General features: G+C 37.4%; 13 protein-coding genes. All 13 read left to right on the top strand.

Annotation, left to right across the window (positions count from 1 at the left end):
- Nucleotide 1: 1 nt before the first annotated feature.
- On the top strand, nucleotides 2-907 hold the full coding sequence (locus tag DHD80_RS05655; protein WP_251740172.1) for a PKD domain-containing protein: 906 nt from the start codon (nucleotides 2-4) through the stop codon (nucleotides 905-907).
- Entirely contained in the window at nucleotides 904-1,824 is a 921-nt protein-coding gene (locus DHD80_RS05650) for a polysaccharide lyase family 7 protein (protein ID WP_251740171.1), read from the top strand. The genes DHD80_RS05655 and DHD80_RS05650 overlap by 4 nt, the downstream gene beginning before the upstream one ends.
- Complete coding sequence (locus DHD80_RS05645; RefSeq protein WP_251740170.1) at nucleotides 1,802-2,743, top strand: polysaccharide lyase family 7 protein; 942 nt, start codon at nucleotides 1,802-1,804, stop codon at nucleotides 2,741-2,743. Before DHD80_RS05650 ends, DHD80_RS05645 begins: the two co-directional genes overlap by 23 nt.
- Before the next feature lie 186 nt (nucleotides 2,744-2,929).
- A complete protein-coding gene (locus DHD80_RS05640; RefSeq protein ID WP_251740169.1) occupies nucleotides 2,930-3,640 on the top strand; it encodes a FadR/GntR family transcriptional regulator in 711 nt (236 codons plus the stop codon).
- Between the two features lie 203 nt (nucleotides 3,641-3,843).
- Nucleotides 3,844-5,121 carry an MFS transporter gene (locus DHD80_RS05635; RefSeq protein ID WP_251740168.1) on the top strand — a complete coding sequence of 426 codons (1,278 nt, stop codon included), beginning with the start codon at nucleotides 3,844-3,846 and terminating at the stop codon, nucleotides 5,119-5,121.
- A 35-nt stretch (nucleotides 5,122-5,156) separates the two neighbouring features.
- Complete coding sequence (locus DHD80_RS05630; RefSeq protein WP_251740167.1) at nucleotides 5,157-5,921, top strand: SDR family NAD(P)-dependent oxidoreductase; 765 nt, start codon at nucleotides 5,157-5,159, stop codon at nucleotides 5,919-5,921.
- 87 nt (nucleotides 5,922-6,008) lie between these two features.
- On the top strand, nucleotides 6,009-7,028 hold the full coding sequence (locus tag DHD80_RS05625; protein WP_251740166.1) for a sugar kinase: 1,020 nt from the start codon (nucleotides 6,009-6,011) through the stop codon (nucleotides 7,026-7,028).
- A gap of 7 nt (nucleotides 7,029-7,035) precedes the next feature.
- Nucleotides 7,036-7,707, top strand: coding sequence for a bifunctional 4-hydroxy-2-oxoglutarate aldolase/2-dehydro-3-deoxy-phosphogluconate aldolase (locus DHD80_RS05620; RefSeq protein ID WP_251740165.1), 672 nt, complete (start codon nucleotides 7,036-7,038; stop codon nucleotides 7,705-7,707).
- Nucleotides 7,708-7,769: 62 nt separating this feature from the next.
- Nucleotides 7,770-8,774 (top strand): class 1 fructose-bisphosphatase, encoded by a 1,005-nt coding sequence (fbp, locus tag DHD80_RS05615; protein WP_251740164.1) that lies wholly within the window; start codon nucleotides 7,770-7,772, stop codon nucleotides 8,772-8,774.
- A gap of 404 nt (nucleotides 8,775-9,178) precedes the next feature.
- Nucleotides 9,179-10,462: a site-specific integrase gene (locus DHD80_RS05610; RefSeq protein ID WP_251740163.1), complete on the top strand. Its 1,284-nt coding sequence runs from the start codon at nucleotides 9,179-9,181 to the stop codon at nucleotides 10,460-10,462.
- 280 nt (nucleotides 10,463-10,742) lie between these two features.
- Nucleotides 10,743-13,487 carry a substrate-binding domain-containing protein gene (locus tag DHD80_RS05605; RefSeq protein ID WP_251740162.1) on the top strand — a complete coding sequence of 915 codons (2,745 nt, stop codon included), beginning with the start codon at nucleotides 10,743-10,745 and terminating at the stop codon, nucleotides 13,485-13,487.
- Nucleotides 13,488-13,754: 267 nt separating this feature from the next.
- Entirely contained in the window at nucleotides 13,755-15,113 is a 1,359-nt protein-coding gene (locus DHD80_RS05600; RefSeq protein ID WP_251740161.1) for a sugar porter family MFS transporter, read from the top strand.
- Nucleotides 15,113-16,678 carry a glycoside hydrolase family 32 protein gene (locus DHD80_RS05595; protein ID WP_251740160.1) on the top strand — a complete coding sequence of 522 codons (1,566 nt, stop codon included), beginning with the start codon at nucleotides 15,113-15,115 and terminating at the stop codon, nucleotides 16,676-16,678. Before DHD80_RS05600 ends, DHD80_RS05595 begins: the two co-directional genes overlap by 1 nt.
- Nucleotides 16,679-16,695: the final 17 nt, after the last annotated feature.

The raw sequence follows: 16,695 nt of genomic DNA, 5'->3' as shown, positions 1-16,695 counted from the left end.
AATGGAATTCAAGAAACATAAATTTGAGCTGAAAGGCCTAATATATCTGTCGCTGTTATTAATCGCAGGAGTTAGCGTTTCCTGTGATTACGAATACGAGTTGCCTGAAGAAGGTTCTATAGCTGATAAAACACATCCTTCAGCAAACTTTTCCGCATCACAAAGCGATGCCGATTTTCTAACATTTAATTTTGCAAATCTTTCCAATAGTGCTACAGATTATTTGTGGGATTTCGGGAATGGAGATACTTCTACAGAATTAGATCCTTCCTATACATTCCCTGATGAAGGGGTTTATACTGTAAGTTTAACCGTTTCAGATAAACTAGGTGTTACGAGTACTTTTACCTCAGACATCCTTGTGGAAAAACCACCGGTTCCGGCAGCAATCACACCATTTATAGGAGAAGCAGGTTTTGAAGATGGAAGTGACGCCTGTGGGGATGGTCAGGATGGTAGGGACTGCTGGAGATTAAGCGGTGCAAGTATTCACCAGATCACGAGCTCTGATGGAAGGGGGGATACTCAGGCTGCGAAATACCCTGAGAGTGCTACCAATGCACGCCAGTCTTACCAGGCGATCACGGTGTCACCAAATACCAAATATATTTTTACTGCATTTTATGCTTTGAAAAGTGATGGTGATTATATAAGAGTTTCAATAATTGATGGCCAGTTATCTAATTATGATGAATTTGAATCTGCCACCTTATTAGCTCAGGAAAAGGGAGAAATAGTAGAAGGGAAAGGTAATTATAATGCTATTATCATTGAATTTGAAACAGGAGCGAACGGGGAAATTTCCATGCTCTTTGATAGCAATAATACTTCTGATGCTTATATAGATGATGTATCTGTTATCCCGGTAATTGAAGAGGCTGCTGCAGAAGAAACTGGAGGAGAATGATTAGAAGAAGGGCTTTGTATAATAGAAAATTTTCAATATTCATTATAGTTATTGGATTATCCTGGATTTCCATACAATGTCAGGGATCCGGTACGGCCTTAAAGAATGGTTCATATTCGCAAGTAACTGAATCAGGTAAGAAATATAAGTTACCAGAGATCGATCTTTCCCACTGGAAAGTTACTATCCCGGAAGGAAAGGGGAAAGGCGGCGCCATTAGCGTGGAGCCGCCGGAGATCCTGGAGTATGCCACGAATGAAACTTTGAAGCCATATATGTACAATGATTCTACTTCGGGTGCTTTGGTGTTTTATGCATACCCAAGTGAAGCTACTACCGCAAATACGAAGTATTCAAGATCTGAATTGCGGGAACAAATGACGCCTGGGAATGATGATGTAAACTGGACTTTTAAGCAGGGTGGAAACTTAAAGGCAACCATAGAAATGGAAGATATTTCGCGTGATGAAGAGGGAAAATATCATAAAGTGATCATCCTTCAAATTCATGGCAGGCTTTCCGACGCACAAAAGGAAAAAATCGGACAAAAGGATAACAATGCGCCGCCAGTCCTGAAAATATACTGGGATAAAGGAAAGATAAGGGTGAAAACAAAAGAACTTAAGTTTCCCGGTACACCAAATGAAGGGCTTCTTTATGAAGAGGCCTGGAGTGACGATGAAGGTTATACTTTCGAGGAAGAAGTGGGCTTTAAAAAATTTGATGTGGAAATCGATGTGTCAGAAGGTAAAATGCTTGTTTCCTTGAATAAGAATGAATTCAAGGCCTACGATAATATACATATGCAAAAGTGGGGAGTGTTTGAGAATTATTTCAAAGCGGGGAATTATCTCCAGACAAGGGATAAAGATGCTTTTGCAAAAGTAAAGTTCTATGATCTTAAAGTCTCCCATTAAGATGAATTACAGCATACGAGTATTACGAAAGCTAAGTGTGGTTCTTATAATCACAAGTAGTTTGTTGCTCTGGGGATGTGAGAAGGAAGAAGCTGAAGATATCATTGAATCTACTCCCGCAGTAGAAGAAATACCAGACGAAGAACCCGTTGAAAAGGATTACAAATTACCTGATATAGATCTTAGCCATTGGAAAGTGACGCTTCCCATTGGAAATCCTTCGGAAGTGGAGCCACCTGAAATCCTGGATTACGCCACAAATGAAACTTTAGAAAGATTTATGTATAACGATTCAACAGATGGATCCCTGGTTTTTTATACCTATCCTGAATCTTCTACAGCGAATTCTTCCTATTCCAGGACCGAGTTGAGGGAGCAGATGCAGCCGGGAAGCAATGATAAGAACTGGGTTTTTGAAGAAGGAGGGAAAATGAAGGGTACACTTTCTGTCTCTGAAATTTCAAGAGGTGCAAACGGAGATTATCACCGTGTCATCATAATGCAGATTCATGGCAGGCTTACAGATGAGCAAAGGGATTTAATTGGAGAAGATGATAATAATGCTCCGCCAATCCTGAAAATTTACTGGAGTGATGGTAAAATTCGCGTGAAAACTAAGGTCTTAAAAGATACAGAAGCATCAGATAAGGAAATATTATATACCGATGCTTGGGGCGATGATGATGGTTTTAATTTTTCAGAAGAAGTAGGACATGATCCATTCACTCTGGAAATAATTGCTTCTGAAGGTCGAATGGAAATTAGTCTGAATGATGAAGAGACTGTGGTTTACGATAATGTTCACCTACAGAGATGGGGTATTTTTGAGAATTATTTCAAGGCAGGGAATTATTTGGTGAGTACAGATGAAGGTGCTTTTTCCTTTGTGAAATATTATGAATTAGAAGTTTCTCATTAGGAGATGAAATTTTGTTTGAGTTGGCCTATTAGTGATCCGTCTGGTGGACACACCAACAGGATCGCTAATAATTAAAAAATTGGTCTGTAAATAAATGAACTAAGCATTAGAACTAAGATTATTTTTTATAAATTTGAAAAACCAGATTGGTTAACCAGTTTTAACGAAGATTCTTATAAACAATAGATGAAAGTAGACGGATATACAAAAATCGAGCTCCAGCAGCAAACACGGAATGAGATTATAAGTAAGATACGGGAATATATAAATTTTAAAAATTTAGAACCGGATGATAAATTACCTTCAGAACGAATGCTTTCTGAAAAATTTGGAGTTAGTAGGAATAATTTGAGGGAAGCAATCCAGACGTTGGAATTTTACGGAATTTTAAAAAGCGTTCCCCAAAGCGGAACTTACCTGGCGAATATTGGTGTGGTGGCATTAAATGGAATGATTTCAGATATTATAAGCCTGGCCGACCCCGATTTTAAATCCCTTGTAGAAACCAGGATTTTACTAGAATTGAAAACGGTTCGTCTCGCCGCTATAAGGCGTACAGAAGCCCAGCTAAAGCATATGAAGGAAACACTGGAAGCCTACATTGCTAAAGCAGTTAATGGGCAAGATGCCGTTCAGGAAGATCTTTTATTTCATTTGGCCATAGCTAAAGCAAGTGGTAATAGCACTTTGAACACCTTTATGTTAACTATTACACCTGAAATTATTACCAATTTTGCAAAATATCATGTTTGCGACGAGAATCAAGCGATCCTGGGAATAGATGAACACACCGCTATATATGAAGCTATATCAGATAAAAACCCTCAGGAAGCTAAAGAAAAAATGAAATTACATTTTAGGAGTCTTTACAAGTATTGCTACAATGTAGATTTATAAATAAGCTGGGAATGCACGATCCCATAAATTATTATTAGAGAGAAGAATTTAAACCGGGAATTACTTGATATACCTTTCCTAAAAAATTATATCCTCATTCCAGGTCATTGTAAAAATATAACTCCACAGGTAGTTTCCTGAGGGTCACAGGTAATTTTTGTCTAAAAATTAAGTCCAGCTAGACGGACTGTAAATCTGAAAATATGAAGTTAAGAGGACTAAGATGGTGGATAATTGGATTAATATGTATTGCCACGGTCATAAATTATATAGATAGAACAGCCTTTGGTGTCATGTGGCCTGAAATGGGTAAGGATTTAGGCATGGATGAATCTGATTACGCAGTCATGCTTAATGTCTTTATGATCACCTACGCACTTGGTAAATTTTTATCGGGGAAGTTATACGATCAAATTGGGACTCGTCTTGGTTTTATTTTTTCCATTACATTATGGTCTGCAGCTGCTATCCTGCATTCTTTTGCCAGGGGTCTTATTTCATTGTCACTCGTACGGGCAATGCTTGGTTTAGGCGAGGCGGGTAACTGGCCTGGAGCTGTTAAAAGTAATGGTGAATGGTTTCCCGTAAAAGAAAGAGCCATTGCGCAGGGAATATTTAATGCCGGAGCTTCTCTGGGAAGCGTGGTTGCTCCCGCGCTTATCGCATTCCTATATGCCCAATTTGGATGGAGGACCACTTTTATCATTTTAGGTATTTTAGGTTTTGTATGGATTATACCATGGTTCATCGTAAATAAAACCACCCCTAAACATCATCCGTGGTTAACCGAAAAAGAAAGAAATCTAATTCTTTCCGGTAGAATAGAACCGGATGAAGTATCTGAAAAGGAAAAAGGATTATCCGTTTCAAAAATTTTGAGTTACAGGGAATCCTGGGGGGTATTGGTAGGACGATTTTTTATTGAACCAATATGGTGGCTGTTCGTTGGATGGATGCCACTATATCTACATTCCAAATTTGGATTTAGTATTGAAGAAATTGGTTCTACCATTTGGATCTCTTATCTGGGTGGAATGGCCGGGAGTATAGCAGGCGGATGGTTTGCCGGCAAACTAATGGAAAAGCGGTCTCTGGATTTTTCCCGAAAACTGTCCATTCTTATTGGTGGTAGCTTAATTTTTCTAGGACTTATGGGGATCATATTCCTGGTAAAAGGAGATAATCCAATGACGTTTATTTATATCGTAGCGGTAGTTTTATTTGGATTCCAATTTGCCATTGGGAACATTCAAACCCTTTCCAGTGATCTGTTGAAGGGACCATCTGTTGGAACCCTGGCTGGCCTTGCGGGAACGGTTGCCGCGGTATCAGTCATTATTATGAACTGGCTTATTCCGCAGATTACTGAAATTTCCTATACCCCGGCATTTATAATAATTGCCATTTTAGCCCCATTAGCAGTCATATCCATTTATGTTCTAATTAGAAAAATAGAACCCGTAGAACTGAAATCAAATTAAATTTTTTAGATAACAATTATAAATATCAATAAACTATGAGTGATTCAAATCAAAAAATAGCAGTAATAACCGGTGCGACCGGAGGAATAGGTTTTGCCGTTGCCAAACGACTTGGTAAGGATGGTTTTACCGTTATTTTAAACGGAATAGAAGACGATAAAGGCGCAGCCAGGGTTAAAGAATTAAAAGAAGAAGGAATTTCTTCGGAATATTATGGCTTCGATGTTACCAACGAAAATGCGGTGAATAGCAATATTAAAAAAATTGGTGAGAAATATGGTAAAATAGATGCCCTCATAAATAATGCCGGCGGTCTGGGAGGTAGGTCAAGATTTGAAGAAATGACCACTGAATTTTACAGATCGGTAATGGCGTTAAATCTGGATTCAGCATTTTTTGCTTCCAGGGCAGCGATTCCTTATTTAAAGAAAGGGGATCAGCCTTCTATTATAAATTATACTTCAAATGCCGGATGGAATGCGGGAGGCCCAGGTGCCGGTATTTACGGGACTTCCAAAGCAGCTGTGCATACTTTAACCAGAGCGCTGGCGAAAGATCTTGCTGAATATGGAATCAGGGTGAATGCGGTTTCTCCGGGGACTATCGACACACCTTTTCACGCTCAGATTAAATCTACTAAACCAGAAGTGTTTGCTTCCTGGAAAGATAATATCCTATTAGGGCGTTTGGGAGAGCCAGAAGATGTAGCTTCTGTAGTATCATTTCTGGTAAGTAAAGATGCATCGTTTTTAACTGCTGAAACCATTCAGGTTGGCGGAGGACAGGCTCTTGGAATCTAATTGAAATTATTGAAGTTGGGAGCGAAAATGGCAGCATGGTTAAAATTGCAGAAATTAATAGTTCCCTGACTTTCTAAATAGAATTGCATGAAGAATATAGTAGCCTTTGGAGAAATGATGATGAGATTATCTCCGCCTGAAAATTTACGTTTTTTTCAGGCGAACTCCTTTGAAGTCTCCTATAGTGGTGCCGAGTTTAATACGCTAGCTTCCCTGCAAAGGTGGGGTTTGTCGACTCAATTTGTCACAAAACTACCAGATAATGATTTCGGCGATAAAGCTATTTCTGAAATTTCCAGATATCAGGTTGGGAGTAAGCATATCATTAAAGGAGGTAATCGTCTGGGGGTTTATTTTCTAGAGAAGGGCAGTGCGATAAGGCACAGTAAAGTGATTTATGATCGTGCTGAAAGTGCCGTGGCGAAAATTAAGGAAGGAGAAATTGCTTGGGAAGAAGTCCTGGCGGAAGCTGGCTGGTTCCACTGGTCAGGAATTACGCCGGGTATTTCGGCTGAAGCGGCCCGGGAATGTTTACTAGCCTGCAAGACAGCAAGGAGATTAGGGCTAAAAATTTCCTGTGATCTTAATTACAGGTCTACCTTGTGGAAATGGGGTAAACAGCCTCATGAAATACTTCCGGAAATGCTGGCTATGACCAATGTTATCCTGGCAGATCTCGCCACCCTGAATAAGATGCTGGGCAAAAAAAACATAGATCCTGATTACAGGAAAACTGATACTTTAAAAGAGTACTATGACGAAATTTTGGATGCATGTCCAGATCTGGAGTTTCTCGCCACCACTTTACGCTATTCCGAGAGTGCTTCTCATCAAAAAATTGGCGGGATTATGTATGCATCAGGGCAATTGGTTACTTCTGAAGTTAAGGAAATTCTTCCCGTAGTAGATCGCCTTGGTACGGGTGATGCATTCATGGCCGGTATTCTTTATGGATTGAACAAACAAATGGATTTCCAGGAAGTACTTGATTTTGCAGTGGCTACCAGCGCGTATAAGCATACCATGTCTGGAGACATCAATGTAGCTTCTCTGGAAGAGATTCAGGCAATAATGAAAGGCGATCTTTCAGCATTAATTAAAAGATAATACAATTATGGCTAAACTATCGAGACTTAAGGTTTATGATGTTATGGGATCTACAGGTTTAGTTCCATTATTTTATCATAAGGATCTAGAGGTCGCAAAAAGGATAATAAAAGCCTGTTATGCTGGAGGGGCAAGGGTTTTAGAATTTACTGCCCGCGGGGATTTTTCTCATGAAGTATTTGGAGAACTAAATAAATATGTACAGGATAATTATCCAGATCTGGCACTGGGAATAGGTTCCATAACAGATGGCGCATCGACTTCATTATATATTCAATTAGGGGCAGATTTTATCGTGACTCCTGTATTTAGAGAAGACATTGCCATTGTTTGCAATCGCAGAAAGATTCCCTTTTTTCCGGGCTGCGGATCTTTAGCAGAAATAGCCAGGGCTGAAGAAATGGGCTGCGAAATTGTGAAATTATTTCCGGGGGCTGTTTATGGACCGGAATTTATAAAAGCCATAAAAGGACCGCAACCCTGGACAAGCGTAATGCCTACAGGGGGTGTGGAGCCTACTGAAGAAAGTTTAAAACAATGGTTCAATGCCGGGGCATATTGTGTTGGAATTGGTTCTAAGCTGATGAAAAAGGATTCTAACGGGGCTTATAGCTTTAATGAAATTGAGCAACTTGTAAGTAAGTGTACTAAAATCATAAAGAATCTCAAGTCAAAATAAATAGTAGATGCGCCTAAGGGGGTAAGTCTTCATGTTGATTAATATTTAATGAAATAAAGCAAATGGAAAGGCATACTACTTTAGGAGAATTTATCATTGAAAATCAAAAGGATTTTCCGTACGCCAAAGGAGAATTGAGCGCTTTATTAAGTTCTATTAAGTTGGCCGGGAAAATGGTAAATGAAAAAATAAATAAAGCCGGTCTTTCCCAAATTCTTGGAAAGGCGGGTCAGGAAAATATTCAGGGAGAGTCTCAGGCTAAACTGGATGTAATGGCCAATGAAATATTTGTAAGCACCCTGCGCAACCGGGGTGAAATATGTGGCCTGGCTTCTGAAGAACTGGAAGATTATCTTGTTTTTGAAGATGATATCCATAAAAATGCTGAATATATAGTGCTTATAGATCCATTGGATGGTTCCAGTAATATTGATGTAGATATCACCGTGGGTACTATTTTTAGTATTTACCGCAGAATTACTCCTAAAGGGACTAAGGCAGAATTGATGGATTTCTTGCAACCGGGCAATAAACAGGTGGCAGCCGGCTATCTAATTTATGGTACTTCTACAATTTTGGTTTACACTACTGGAAATGGCGTAAACGGGTTTACTTTTGATCCGGGAATTGGTTCATTTTTTCTCTCCCATCCAGACATTAAATTTCCGCCTGTCGGAAATACCTATTCGGTAAATGAAGGCAATTATGTGCATTTTCCGCAGGGAATCAAAAAATATATAAAATGGGTGCAGGAATTAAATGAAGAAGAGAACAGGCCTTTTACCTCCAGGTATACCGGATCGCTGGTAGCCGATTTCCATAGAAATATGCTACTGGGCGGAATTTACCTGTATCCGCAGGGAACAACAGCCCCCAAAGGAAAATTACGTTTACTGTATGAATGTAATCCTATGGCGTTTTTGGCAGAGCAAGCGGGCGGCAAAGCTTCAGACGGTTTCCGAAGGATCATGGAATTACAACCTGAGGAACTGCACGAACGGGCGCCTTTTATTTGCGGAAATAAAGAAATGGTAGAAAAAGCCGAAGAATTTATGCAAAAAGAATAAACATTTAAAAAACCGAAGCTTTTATAACTTTAATAAGATATGTTGCCCCGGTTTTACCCGTAAATAAAGCCGACTCATTCAACTCAGGTTTGTTAGCATGCCCAGATCTTGCCGAGCCTGCACTGAGCTTGCCGAAGTGCGGCCAGGAGAACTCCCTTCGGCTCGTTCCTCGTTCAGGACGGGCTTTTCGTCTTTTACTTTAATTTTCTCAGTAAATTCCCTCCAATAAAAAAAGCCCTCCATTTCTGAAGAGCTTTTCGTGCGGGCGAGAGGACTCGAACCTCCACACATTGCTGCACTAGATCCTAAGTTGCCTAAATGAAAAATCAATAGAGCACAAAACACCTTAAAATCAATTAGTTATATAATTTTTAATTGAACTTACATTCAATTAAAACCATTAAATGGCAGCAAATGTTGTACCTATGTTGTACCCAAAAAAGTCTTATCTTAGGGAAGATTTAATAACTTTGATGAATTCCAATGCTTCAATAGTACTACGTAAAAAACCGAACAGATGGGGACATTTCCCTCTTGCAATTCGTATTACCAAAAATAGAAAATCTTCCTATCTGTATATAGGCCATTATATTGACATTAAGTATTGGGATAAGAATAAGGGTCAGGTCAAAAATTCCCATGAGAATGCTGCCAGATTAAATAATTTACTCCTCACGAAATTAGCGGAAACAAATAAACGGCTTCTTGAATTACAGACTGATAATAAGGATTATTCTGCCGGCCAAATTAAAAAAGAACTTTCTATTTGTGAGAAGGATAGTAATTTCTTTGAATTAGGAGATATTCATTTAGAAGAGATTAAAGCAAATAATAGGTATGGGAGGTATTCTGTGGATAAGGCATACTTAGGTCATATAGAAAAGTTTCTAAAATGTAGAAAACTTTCCTATAAGGATCTTGATGAATTATTTTTAAGGAGATATATGCAGTATTTAAGAAGTACAGCCAAAGTTTCTGACAGGACCATAGCAAATCACCTTGTATTTATTAGATTAATTTTCAATAGGGCAATTAGACAAGGTCTTATAGATAGAAAATTTTATCCTTTTGGAAGAGATAAAATTGTAATACGATTTCCTGAGACTGGAAAGGTTGGATTAACGAGAGAAGAAGTTAAAAAAATTGAAAACCTTAAAGATCTTTCTAAAGAAGAACATCATGCTAGAAATGTATGGCTTTTTAGCTTCTATTTGGCTGGAATAAGAATTGCGGATGTTTTAAAAATGCGTTGGAGTGATATTTACGATAATAGAATTCATTACACTATGAGTAAAAATTCTAAGCTAGTATCATTACAGTTGCCAGATAAAATCCATACAATTTTGAAAGACTATATTACGGATAAACGCGCTGAAAACGATTATATTTTTCCGGAATTGAAAGTTGCAAATCCCGAAAGTGAAAAGAGTCTTTTTGATAAAACCAAAAGAGGAAATCGGGTTCTTAATTCGTATTTATCGAAAGTTGCTAGTAAAGCAGGAGTAAAGAAAAAATTAAGTATGCATATAGCACGGCATAGTTTCGGTAATATTGCTGGTGATAAAATTTCAATACAGATGTTACAAAAATTGTATCGTCACTCCTCAGTTACCACCACGATAATGTATCAGTCAAATTTTATGAATAAGGATACAGATAAGGCGTTAAATAGAGTTCTAGATTTTTAATATTCAGTGTAGTAGAAAAAGCTTACTTCATTAACATTAAGGCTAGCCTAAAATATCACAATTCATATTGATGTCTTATTAGTTTAATTTATAAATTTCTAATCTTCTCAAGGTATTTCCGAAACAGAGATTGATATTCAAAGCATTTATAAATTAAATTGGTAAATTTCTCCAATTGAATCAAGAAGAGGGAAAATTATAATAGAGTTAAAATATAATAAGGGCTCTCATTTTTATTCTTTCTTTTCTATTATTGTAAAATTTTATTAGTCACTCTTAAATGTCCGGATTATTAAAATATATCGGCTCTATTTGTCTTCTTAGTATAATCTTTTCGTGTAATCCAAAGAAGGATAATGAAGTCATCAAAATTGGCTTTTCCCAATGTATCAGTACCGATCAATGGAGAAAAGACATGAATCATTCTATGATGGTTCAAACTTCCTTATACCCCAATATCAACTTAAAAATTAGCGAAGCAGATAGGAGCATAGAGAAGCAAATAGATCAAATTGAATCATTTATAAATGAGGAAGTAGATGTACTTATAGTCTCTCCATTAGAAACTAAAAGGATTGTTCCGGTAATAGAGAAAGCGTATAATAAGGGTATTCCGGTAATTCTAATTGACCGGAAAATTGATTCTGATAAATATACCGCTTTTGTGGGAGCAGATAATATTGCGGTAGGACGCATGGCCGCGAGCTATATCGCCGCATCTACAAAAAATAGTATCAATGTTCTGGAAATAAAAGGGACGGATAATTCATCCCCAACTTTAGAAAGAAGTCTTGGATTTCATCAGGTAGCTGAAAGAGAAAGCAAAATCAATAAGATCGTTTCAATTGAAGATTATTCTGATCAAAAATTTGCAAATGTTCTGGACACCCTGGATGTAACTGATTTTGATTACGTCTATTCCTTTAATGATATTCTTGCACGTTGGGCCTGGCAGGTTGCCGAAAATAAAGGCTTAGCAGACCAATTAAAATTTGTAGGTGTCGATGGCCTGGTTGGTCCGGATGGAGGAATAAATATGGTGCTGGAAGGCAAACTGGAGGCTACAGTTTTATACCCTACAGGAGGAGCTGAAGCCATAAAACTTGCAAGACGAATTCATGAAGGTGAGAAAATTCAGAAAAATAATTCCCTTAATATTACGCTTATAGATAAGCTTAATGCTGATATCATGAAAAATCAGTATGAGAAAATCAGTGAACAACAGGAAGAATTGGAAAGACAACTGGAAGCAATTGATATACAGGAACAAAAATATTACGTGCAGAATAATCTTCTAAAGGTGGCCATGGCTTTGCTTGCCATTATTCTGAGTCTTGCTATTTATTCCATTTATTCTATTAGAATTATTAGAAGGAAAAATAGGGAATTACAGCTAACCAATAAAAAGGTCATACATCAACGCAATCAAATAGAATCTATCGCGGAAGAAGTAAAAAGAAGTAATGATGCGAAAATGAACTTTTTTACAGGCCTTTCTCACGAATTCAAAACCCCGCTTACCTTAATAATGAGTTCCCTGGAATCCATCCATATGGAACTTAAAGGTTCAAAATCGAAATATCTGTCAGATCTGGATGTGATAAGCAGGAATTCCAAGCGACTTTTGAGACTTATTAATAATTTGCTGGATTTTAGAAGAATTGAAGATGAAAAGTTCAACCTGAAAGTTTCAAAAACCAATCTTTACGAATTTTCTCAAAAGATCAGCAGGGACTTTAAGAGAGAAGCAAAGAAACGAAGTATCAAATTCAATATTGAGTCTAATAATGAAGATTTAATGCTTCTGTTAGATCGTAATTTAATGGACAAGGTTTATTTCAACCTGCTCTCCAATGCCTTTAAATTTACTCCAGACCATGGCGAAATAGCTATTAAAATTAAATATTTTAATGAGGATGACAGAGTCGATATTCATTTTACTGATTCGGGTATAGGAATCCCAAAGGACGAGATGGAACAATTATTCAAACCCTTTTTTAAGGCGCGAAATAACAATAAAAATAGTTCTGGCATAGGTCTTAATCTTTCCAGACAATTTGTGGAATTACATAATGGTAAGATTGAAGTACACTCTCATCATGGAACCGAATTTATTGTTAGTCTTCCAACTACAGATGAGCATTTTTCTTCAGACCAGGTAATTGATGCTAATGATGTGGAAGAGCCTTCCTACCTTGAAGTTCAGTTTGAATCAGAACTAGGCAATACGGAACTTCTGGTGCCCGAAGATAAAGATGATAATCAATACTCTATTTTGATTGTTGAAGACAATCTGGAATTATCCCGGTTCCTGAATAATAAATTAGGAATGCATTATAAGACTTATTTGTCTGATGGTACCAACGCAATCGAACAGGCTTTCGAACTTATTCCAGATATAATCATCTGTGACCTTAACCTGCCAGGGAAAGGTGGATTTGAGATATGTGACACTATAAAGCAGGATTTAAGAACTTCCCATATTCCAACTATCATTCTTACTGCGCTGGGAGATAAAGAATCTTATTTAAAAGGCATTGAAAGTGGTGCCGATCTTTATCTAACCAAGCCTTTTAGTTATGCGATATTGATACAGTCCATAAAATCACTTCTTTATAATCGCGAAAAACTGAGGTATTACTATACCAATAATCTGTTCAAACTTGAGAAAGACAATAAGTTTAGCAATAATGAACAGGAATTCATTTCTTACCTGAATAACCTTATAAAGGCACATCTGGATGATTCCGATTTTTCGGTAGAGAAGCTGGCAGAAGAACTTAATATCTCCCGGGTACAGCTCTACAGAAAGGTAAAAGCCTTATTAGGATTAAATATCAGCGAGTATATCAACAACTATAAACTGGAACGGGCTAAAATAATGCTCGAAGAAACTAATTTTAACATCAGTGAAATTGCCTATAAAAATGGGTTCTCTACCCCAAATTACTTCTCAACATCATTTAAAAATAAATATGGTTCCAGTCCGGTATCCTTTAGAAAAGATTTAAGGAATTCTAATTAAATTAACATTGGATTAATTTCTTCTCAATTTTCAGTGATTAAATATCTCTTCACGATTCAGTTTTGTATCAAATTTATACTTCAGAGTTACAAATTTGAACCTATAACGTTGTAGTAAAATTAAAATTAAAAACATAAAGTATTGAAAGTCAATAAAATAAATAAAAATTCACATTTTCATAACATATTCGAACGCAATTGAAACATTTTCAAATTTGATAGCATAAAATTTAGAATAGTTTAGACAAATCCTAATAAAAATGTGATAATGAAAAAAATTTGGATTTGGTCTTTAGTCGCTGCGCTTGCAGGCTTCTTATTTGGATTTGATACCGTTGTAATTTCAGGGGCAGACCAACAGCTTCAGGAATTATGGCAAACCTCAGATGCTTTTCATGGATCTATTGTTATGGCAATGGCTCTTTGGGGTACTGTGGTTGGAGCTATTCTAGGAGGGATTCCAACCAATAGCTATGGAAGAAAAAATACTTTAATAGGTATTGGGATTCTTTATTTTGTTTCGGCTTTGGGTTCATCCTTAGCGAGCGATCCCACTATTTTCGCATTATTCAGATTTGTAGGCGGTTTGGGAGTTGGAGCTTCTACAATAGCTGCTCCCGCATATGTTTCTGAAATTTCCCCGCCAGATAAAAGGGGAAAACTTGTTTCCCTTTATCAATTCAATATTGTTTTCGGAATTTTAATAGCATTTCTTTCAAACTATCTTCTAAGGGATTTTGGGTCACAACCTTGGAGGTGGATGATAGGTGCCGAAGCAGCTCCGGCAATTATTTACCTTATTCTGGTTTTCTTTATTCCCAAAAGCCCACGCTGGCTGTATTCAAAAGGTAAAGTTACTGAGGCCAAAAAGGTTTTGAAGTTAATCTTACCAGATTCTGCCGATTTGGAAAAAACATTAAAAGAGTTAAAAGTACAAGCTGAAGTTGAAGCGGTGAATGAGAACATCTTTATGAAAAAATATCGTTTTCCTTTAATGCTTGCATTTCTGGTGGCATTTTTCAATCAACTTTCCGGCATCAACGCTTTTCTTTATTATGCTCCCCGAATCTTTGAATCTGCAGGACTTGGAGAAAGCACAGCTTTACTGAGTAGTATTGGCGTTGGAGTAGTGAACCTGATATTTACCTTATTTGGAGTGTTTCTCATCGATAGGGTTGGAAGAAAGAAACTAATGTTCGTAGGTTCTATCGGGTATATAATTTCATTAAGCCTGGTGGCTATGGCTTTTTTTCAAAATTGGGGAGGAATGTGGGTGCCCATTTTTTTATTCCTATTTATAGCTTCTCACGCTATTGGTCAGGGAGCCGTAATTTGGGTATTCATTTCAGAAATTTTCCCGAATAAACTTAGAGCTTCAGGTCAGGCTTTTGGCTCTTCAACCCATTGGATCCTTGCAGCAATCATACCTTCAATGGTGCCGCTATTATTTTCAACGATAGGGCCAGGATATGTATTTGCGTTTTTTGCCTTTATGATGGTTTTACAACTCATTTTTGTGATTTTCATGATGCCGGAAACAAAGGGGAGATCACTTGAAGATATTGGCCTGCATTTATCTAAGAATACTCATAAATCAAAAATTATAGAACTGAATACTTCAAAATAATGAAATACCTATCTACACTATTATCTGGTTTATTATTGCTGTGCCTTTACGCTTGCGGAAATATGGAAGCAGAACAAAAGGATGAAACAGCATGTCAAGTAACTAATTCTATAGCGAGTGATCCCTACCGTCCCAATTTCCATTTCACGCCGAAAGAAAAGTGGATGAACGATCCCAACGGACTGGTTTATCAAAATGGGAAATATCACCTGTTCTTTCAGCATTATCCCGATAGTACGGTTTGGGGGCCTATGCACTGGGGGCATGCGGTGAGCGAAGATCTTTTGAACTGGAAGGAAAAACCAATCGCTTTATACCCGGATAGCCTTGGCTATATTTTTTCCGGAAGCGCAGTTATAGATGAAAAGAATACGGCAGGTTTCGGAAAAAACGCTATGGTTGCCATCTTTACGTACCATAGTCCTGAAATTGAAAAAACCGGCAGTGATAAATTTCAAACCCAGGGGATTGCCTATAGTTTGGATGAGGGTGAAACCTGGAAAAAATACGAAGGTAACCCGGTGATTGAAAATCCCGGAATACGTGATTTCAGGGATCCTAAAGTTTTCTGGAATAAAAATCTTGAAAAATGGCAAATGCTGCTGGCCGCAAAAGATCATATAGAAATTTTTGAATCTCCTGATTTGAAGAACTGGGAAAAATTGAGTGATTTCAGGTTCAATGACCAGCCAGAATTAGGGGTATGGGAATGTCCTGATTTGTTTCAACTTGCTGTTGAAAATTCTGATGAGAAAAAATGGGTGATGATAATTAGCCACGGTGGTGAGAGTTCACCAAACGGCGGTTCCGGAACAAGATATTTTGTAGGGGAATTTGACGGAGAGAAATTCACAACAGAACAAAAAGAAAGTCAATGGCTGGATTACGGAACAGATAATTATGCAGGTGTCTCTTTTAATAATCTACCAGATGATAGAAGAATTGTAATTGGATGGATGAGCAACTGGAATTACGCCACAACCACTCCAACTAAAGCATGGCGGAGTGCCATGACCTTGCCCCGCGAATTAGAATTGGTAAAGAACAACAATGGGTATAACCTAAAAACAACACCTGTTCAAGAACTGGCTTCCATTTCTGAAAATATCAAAATGCAAAAGAATACTACCGAAAAAGGATTGGAGATTAAATCTGAAGAGCTTTCCAACAGTATTATAAGTTTTGAAATTGAAAATCCAGACGGCTTCAAAGTAGTCTTGTTGAATGATTCGGGGAACAGTTTTAAAATGGGTTATGAGAATGAAACTTTTTACACCAACAGGAAAAATTCCGGAATTGTTGACTTCAATGAGAAATTTACGGAGAAAGAGCCCCAGGAAATTCCAATAGCTGACATGGAAAAAATGAAGGTGAAAATTATTATTGATAAATCTTCCGTAGAGATATTTTTAAATGATGGTGAATATGCGATGACCAATGTAGTGTATCCGGAATCTCCCTGGAATACTCTTAAAATTGAGCATACCAACAATACACAGATCAAAGATTTGAAAACTCAAAAAGTGAACCTTACACTCGCAAATACTGCAGATGAAACTAAATAGAACATTAATACAAACTA

Source organism: Gramella sp. AN32 (genome assembly GCF_023718305.1).
In the GTDB taxonomy this organism is placed as follows: domain Bacteria; phylum Bacteroidota; class Bacteroidia; order Flavobacteriales; family Flavobacteriaceae; genus Christiangramia; species Christiangramia antarctica.
The sequence above is the reverse complement of the archived record's forward strand: the minus strand, read 5'-3'. Positions and strand labels throughout refer to the sequence as shown.

What these genes read in the sequence shown, in the direction of transcription:
- DHD80_RS05640 (WP_251740169.1), top strand. Translation starts at nt 2,930, where the DNA reads ATGAAAGTAGACGGATATACAAAAATCGAGCTCCAGCAGCAAACACGG.
- DHD80_RS05595 (WP_251740160.1), top strand. Translation starts at nt 15,113, where the DNA reads ATGAAATACCTATCTACACTATTATCTGGTTTATTATTGCTGTGCCTT.
- DHD80_RS05650 (WP_251740171.1), top strand. Translation starts at nt 904, where the DNA reads ATGATTAGAAGAAGGGCTTTGTATAATAGAAAATTTTCAATATTCATT.
- DHD80_RS05605 (WP_251740162.1), top strand. Translation starts at nt 10,743, where the DNA reads ATGTCCGGATTATTAAAATATATCGGCTCTATTTGTCTTCTTAGTATA.
- DHD80_RS05655 (WP_251740172.1), top strand. Translation starts at nt 2, where the DNA reads ATGGAATTCAAGAAACATAAATTTGAGCTGAAAGGCCTAATATATCTG.
- fbp (WP_251740164.1), top strand. Translation starts at nt 7,770, where the DNA reads ATGGAAAGGCATACTACTTTAGGAGAATTTATCATTGAAAATCAAAAG.
- DHD80_RS05600 (WP_251740161.1), top strand. Translation starts at nt 13,755, where the DNA reads ATGAAAAAAATTTGGATTTGGTCTTTAGTCGCTGCGCTTGCAGGCTTC.
- DHD80_RS05620 (WP_251740165.1), top strand. Translation starts at nt 7,036, where the DNA reads ATGGCTAAACTATCGAGACTTAAGGTTTATGATGTTATGGGATCTACA.
- DHD80_RS05645 (WP_251740170.1), top strand. Translation starts at nt 1,802, where the DNA reads ATGATCTTAAAGTCTCCCATTAAGATGAATTACAGCATACGAGTATTA.
- DHD80_RS05625 (WP_251740166.1), top strand. Translation starts at nt 6,009, where the DNA reads ATGAAGAATATAGTAGCCTTTGGAGAAATGATGATGAGATTATCTCCG.
- DHD80_RS05610 (WP_251740163.1), top strand. Translation starts at nt 9,179, where the DNA reads ATGGCAGCAAATGTTGTACCTATGTTGTACCCAAAAAAGTCTTATCTT.
- DHD80_RS05635 (WP_251740168.1), top strand. Translation starts at nt 3,844, where the DNA reads ATGAAGTTAAGAGGACTAAGATGGTGGATAATTGGATTAATATGTATT.
- DHD80_RS05630 (WP_251740167.1), top strand. Translation starts at nt 5,157, where the DNA reads ATGAGTGATTCAAATCAAAAAATAGCAGTAATAACCGGTGCGACCGGA.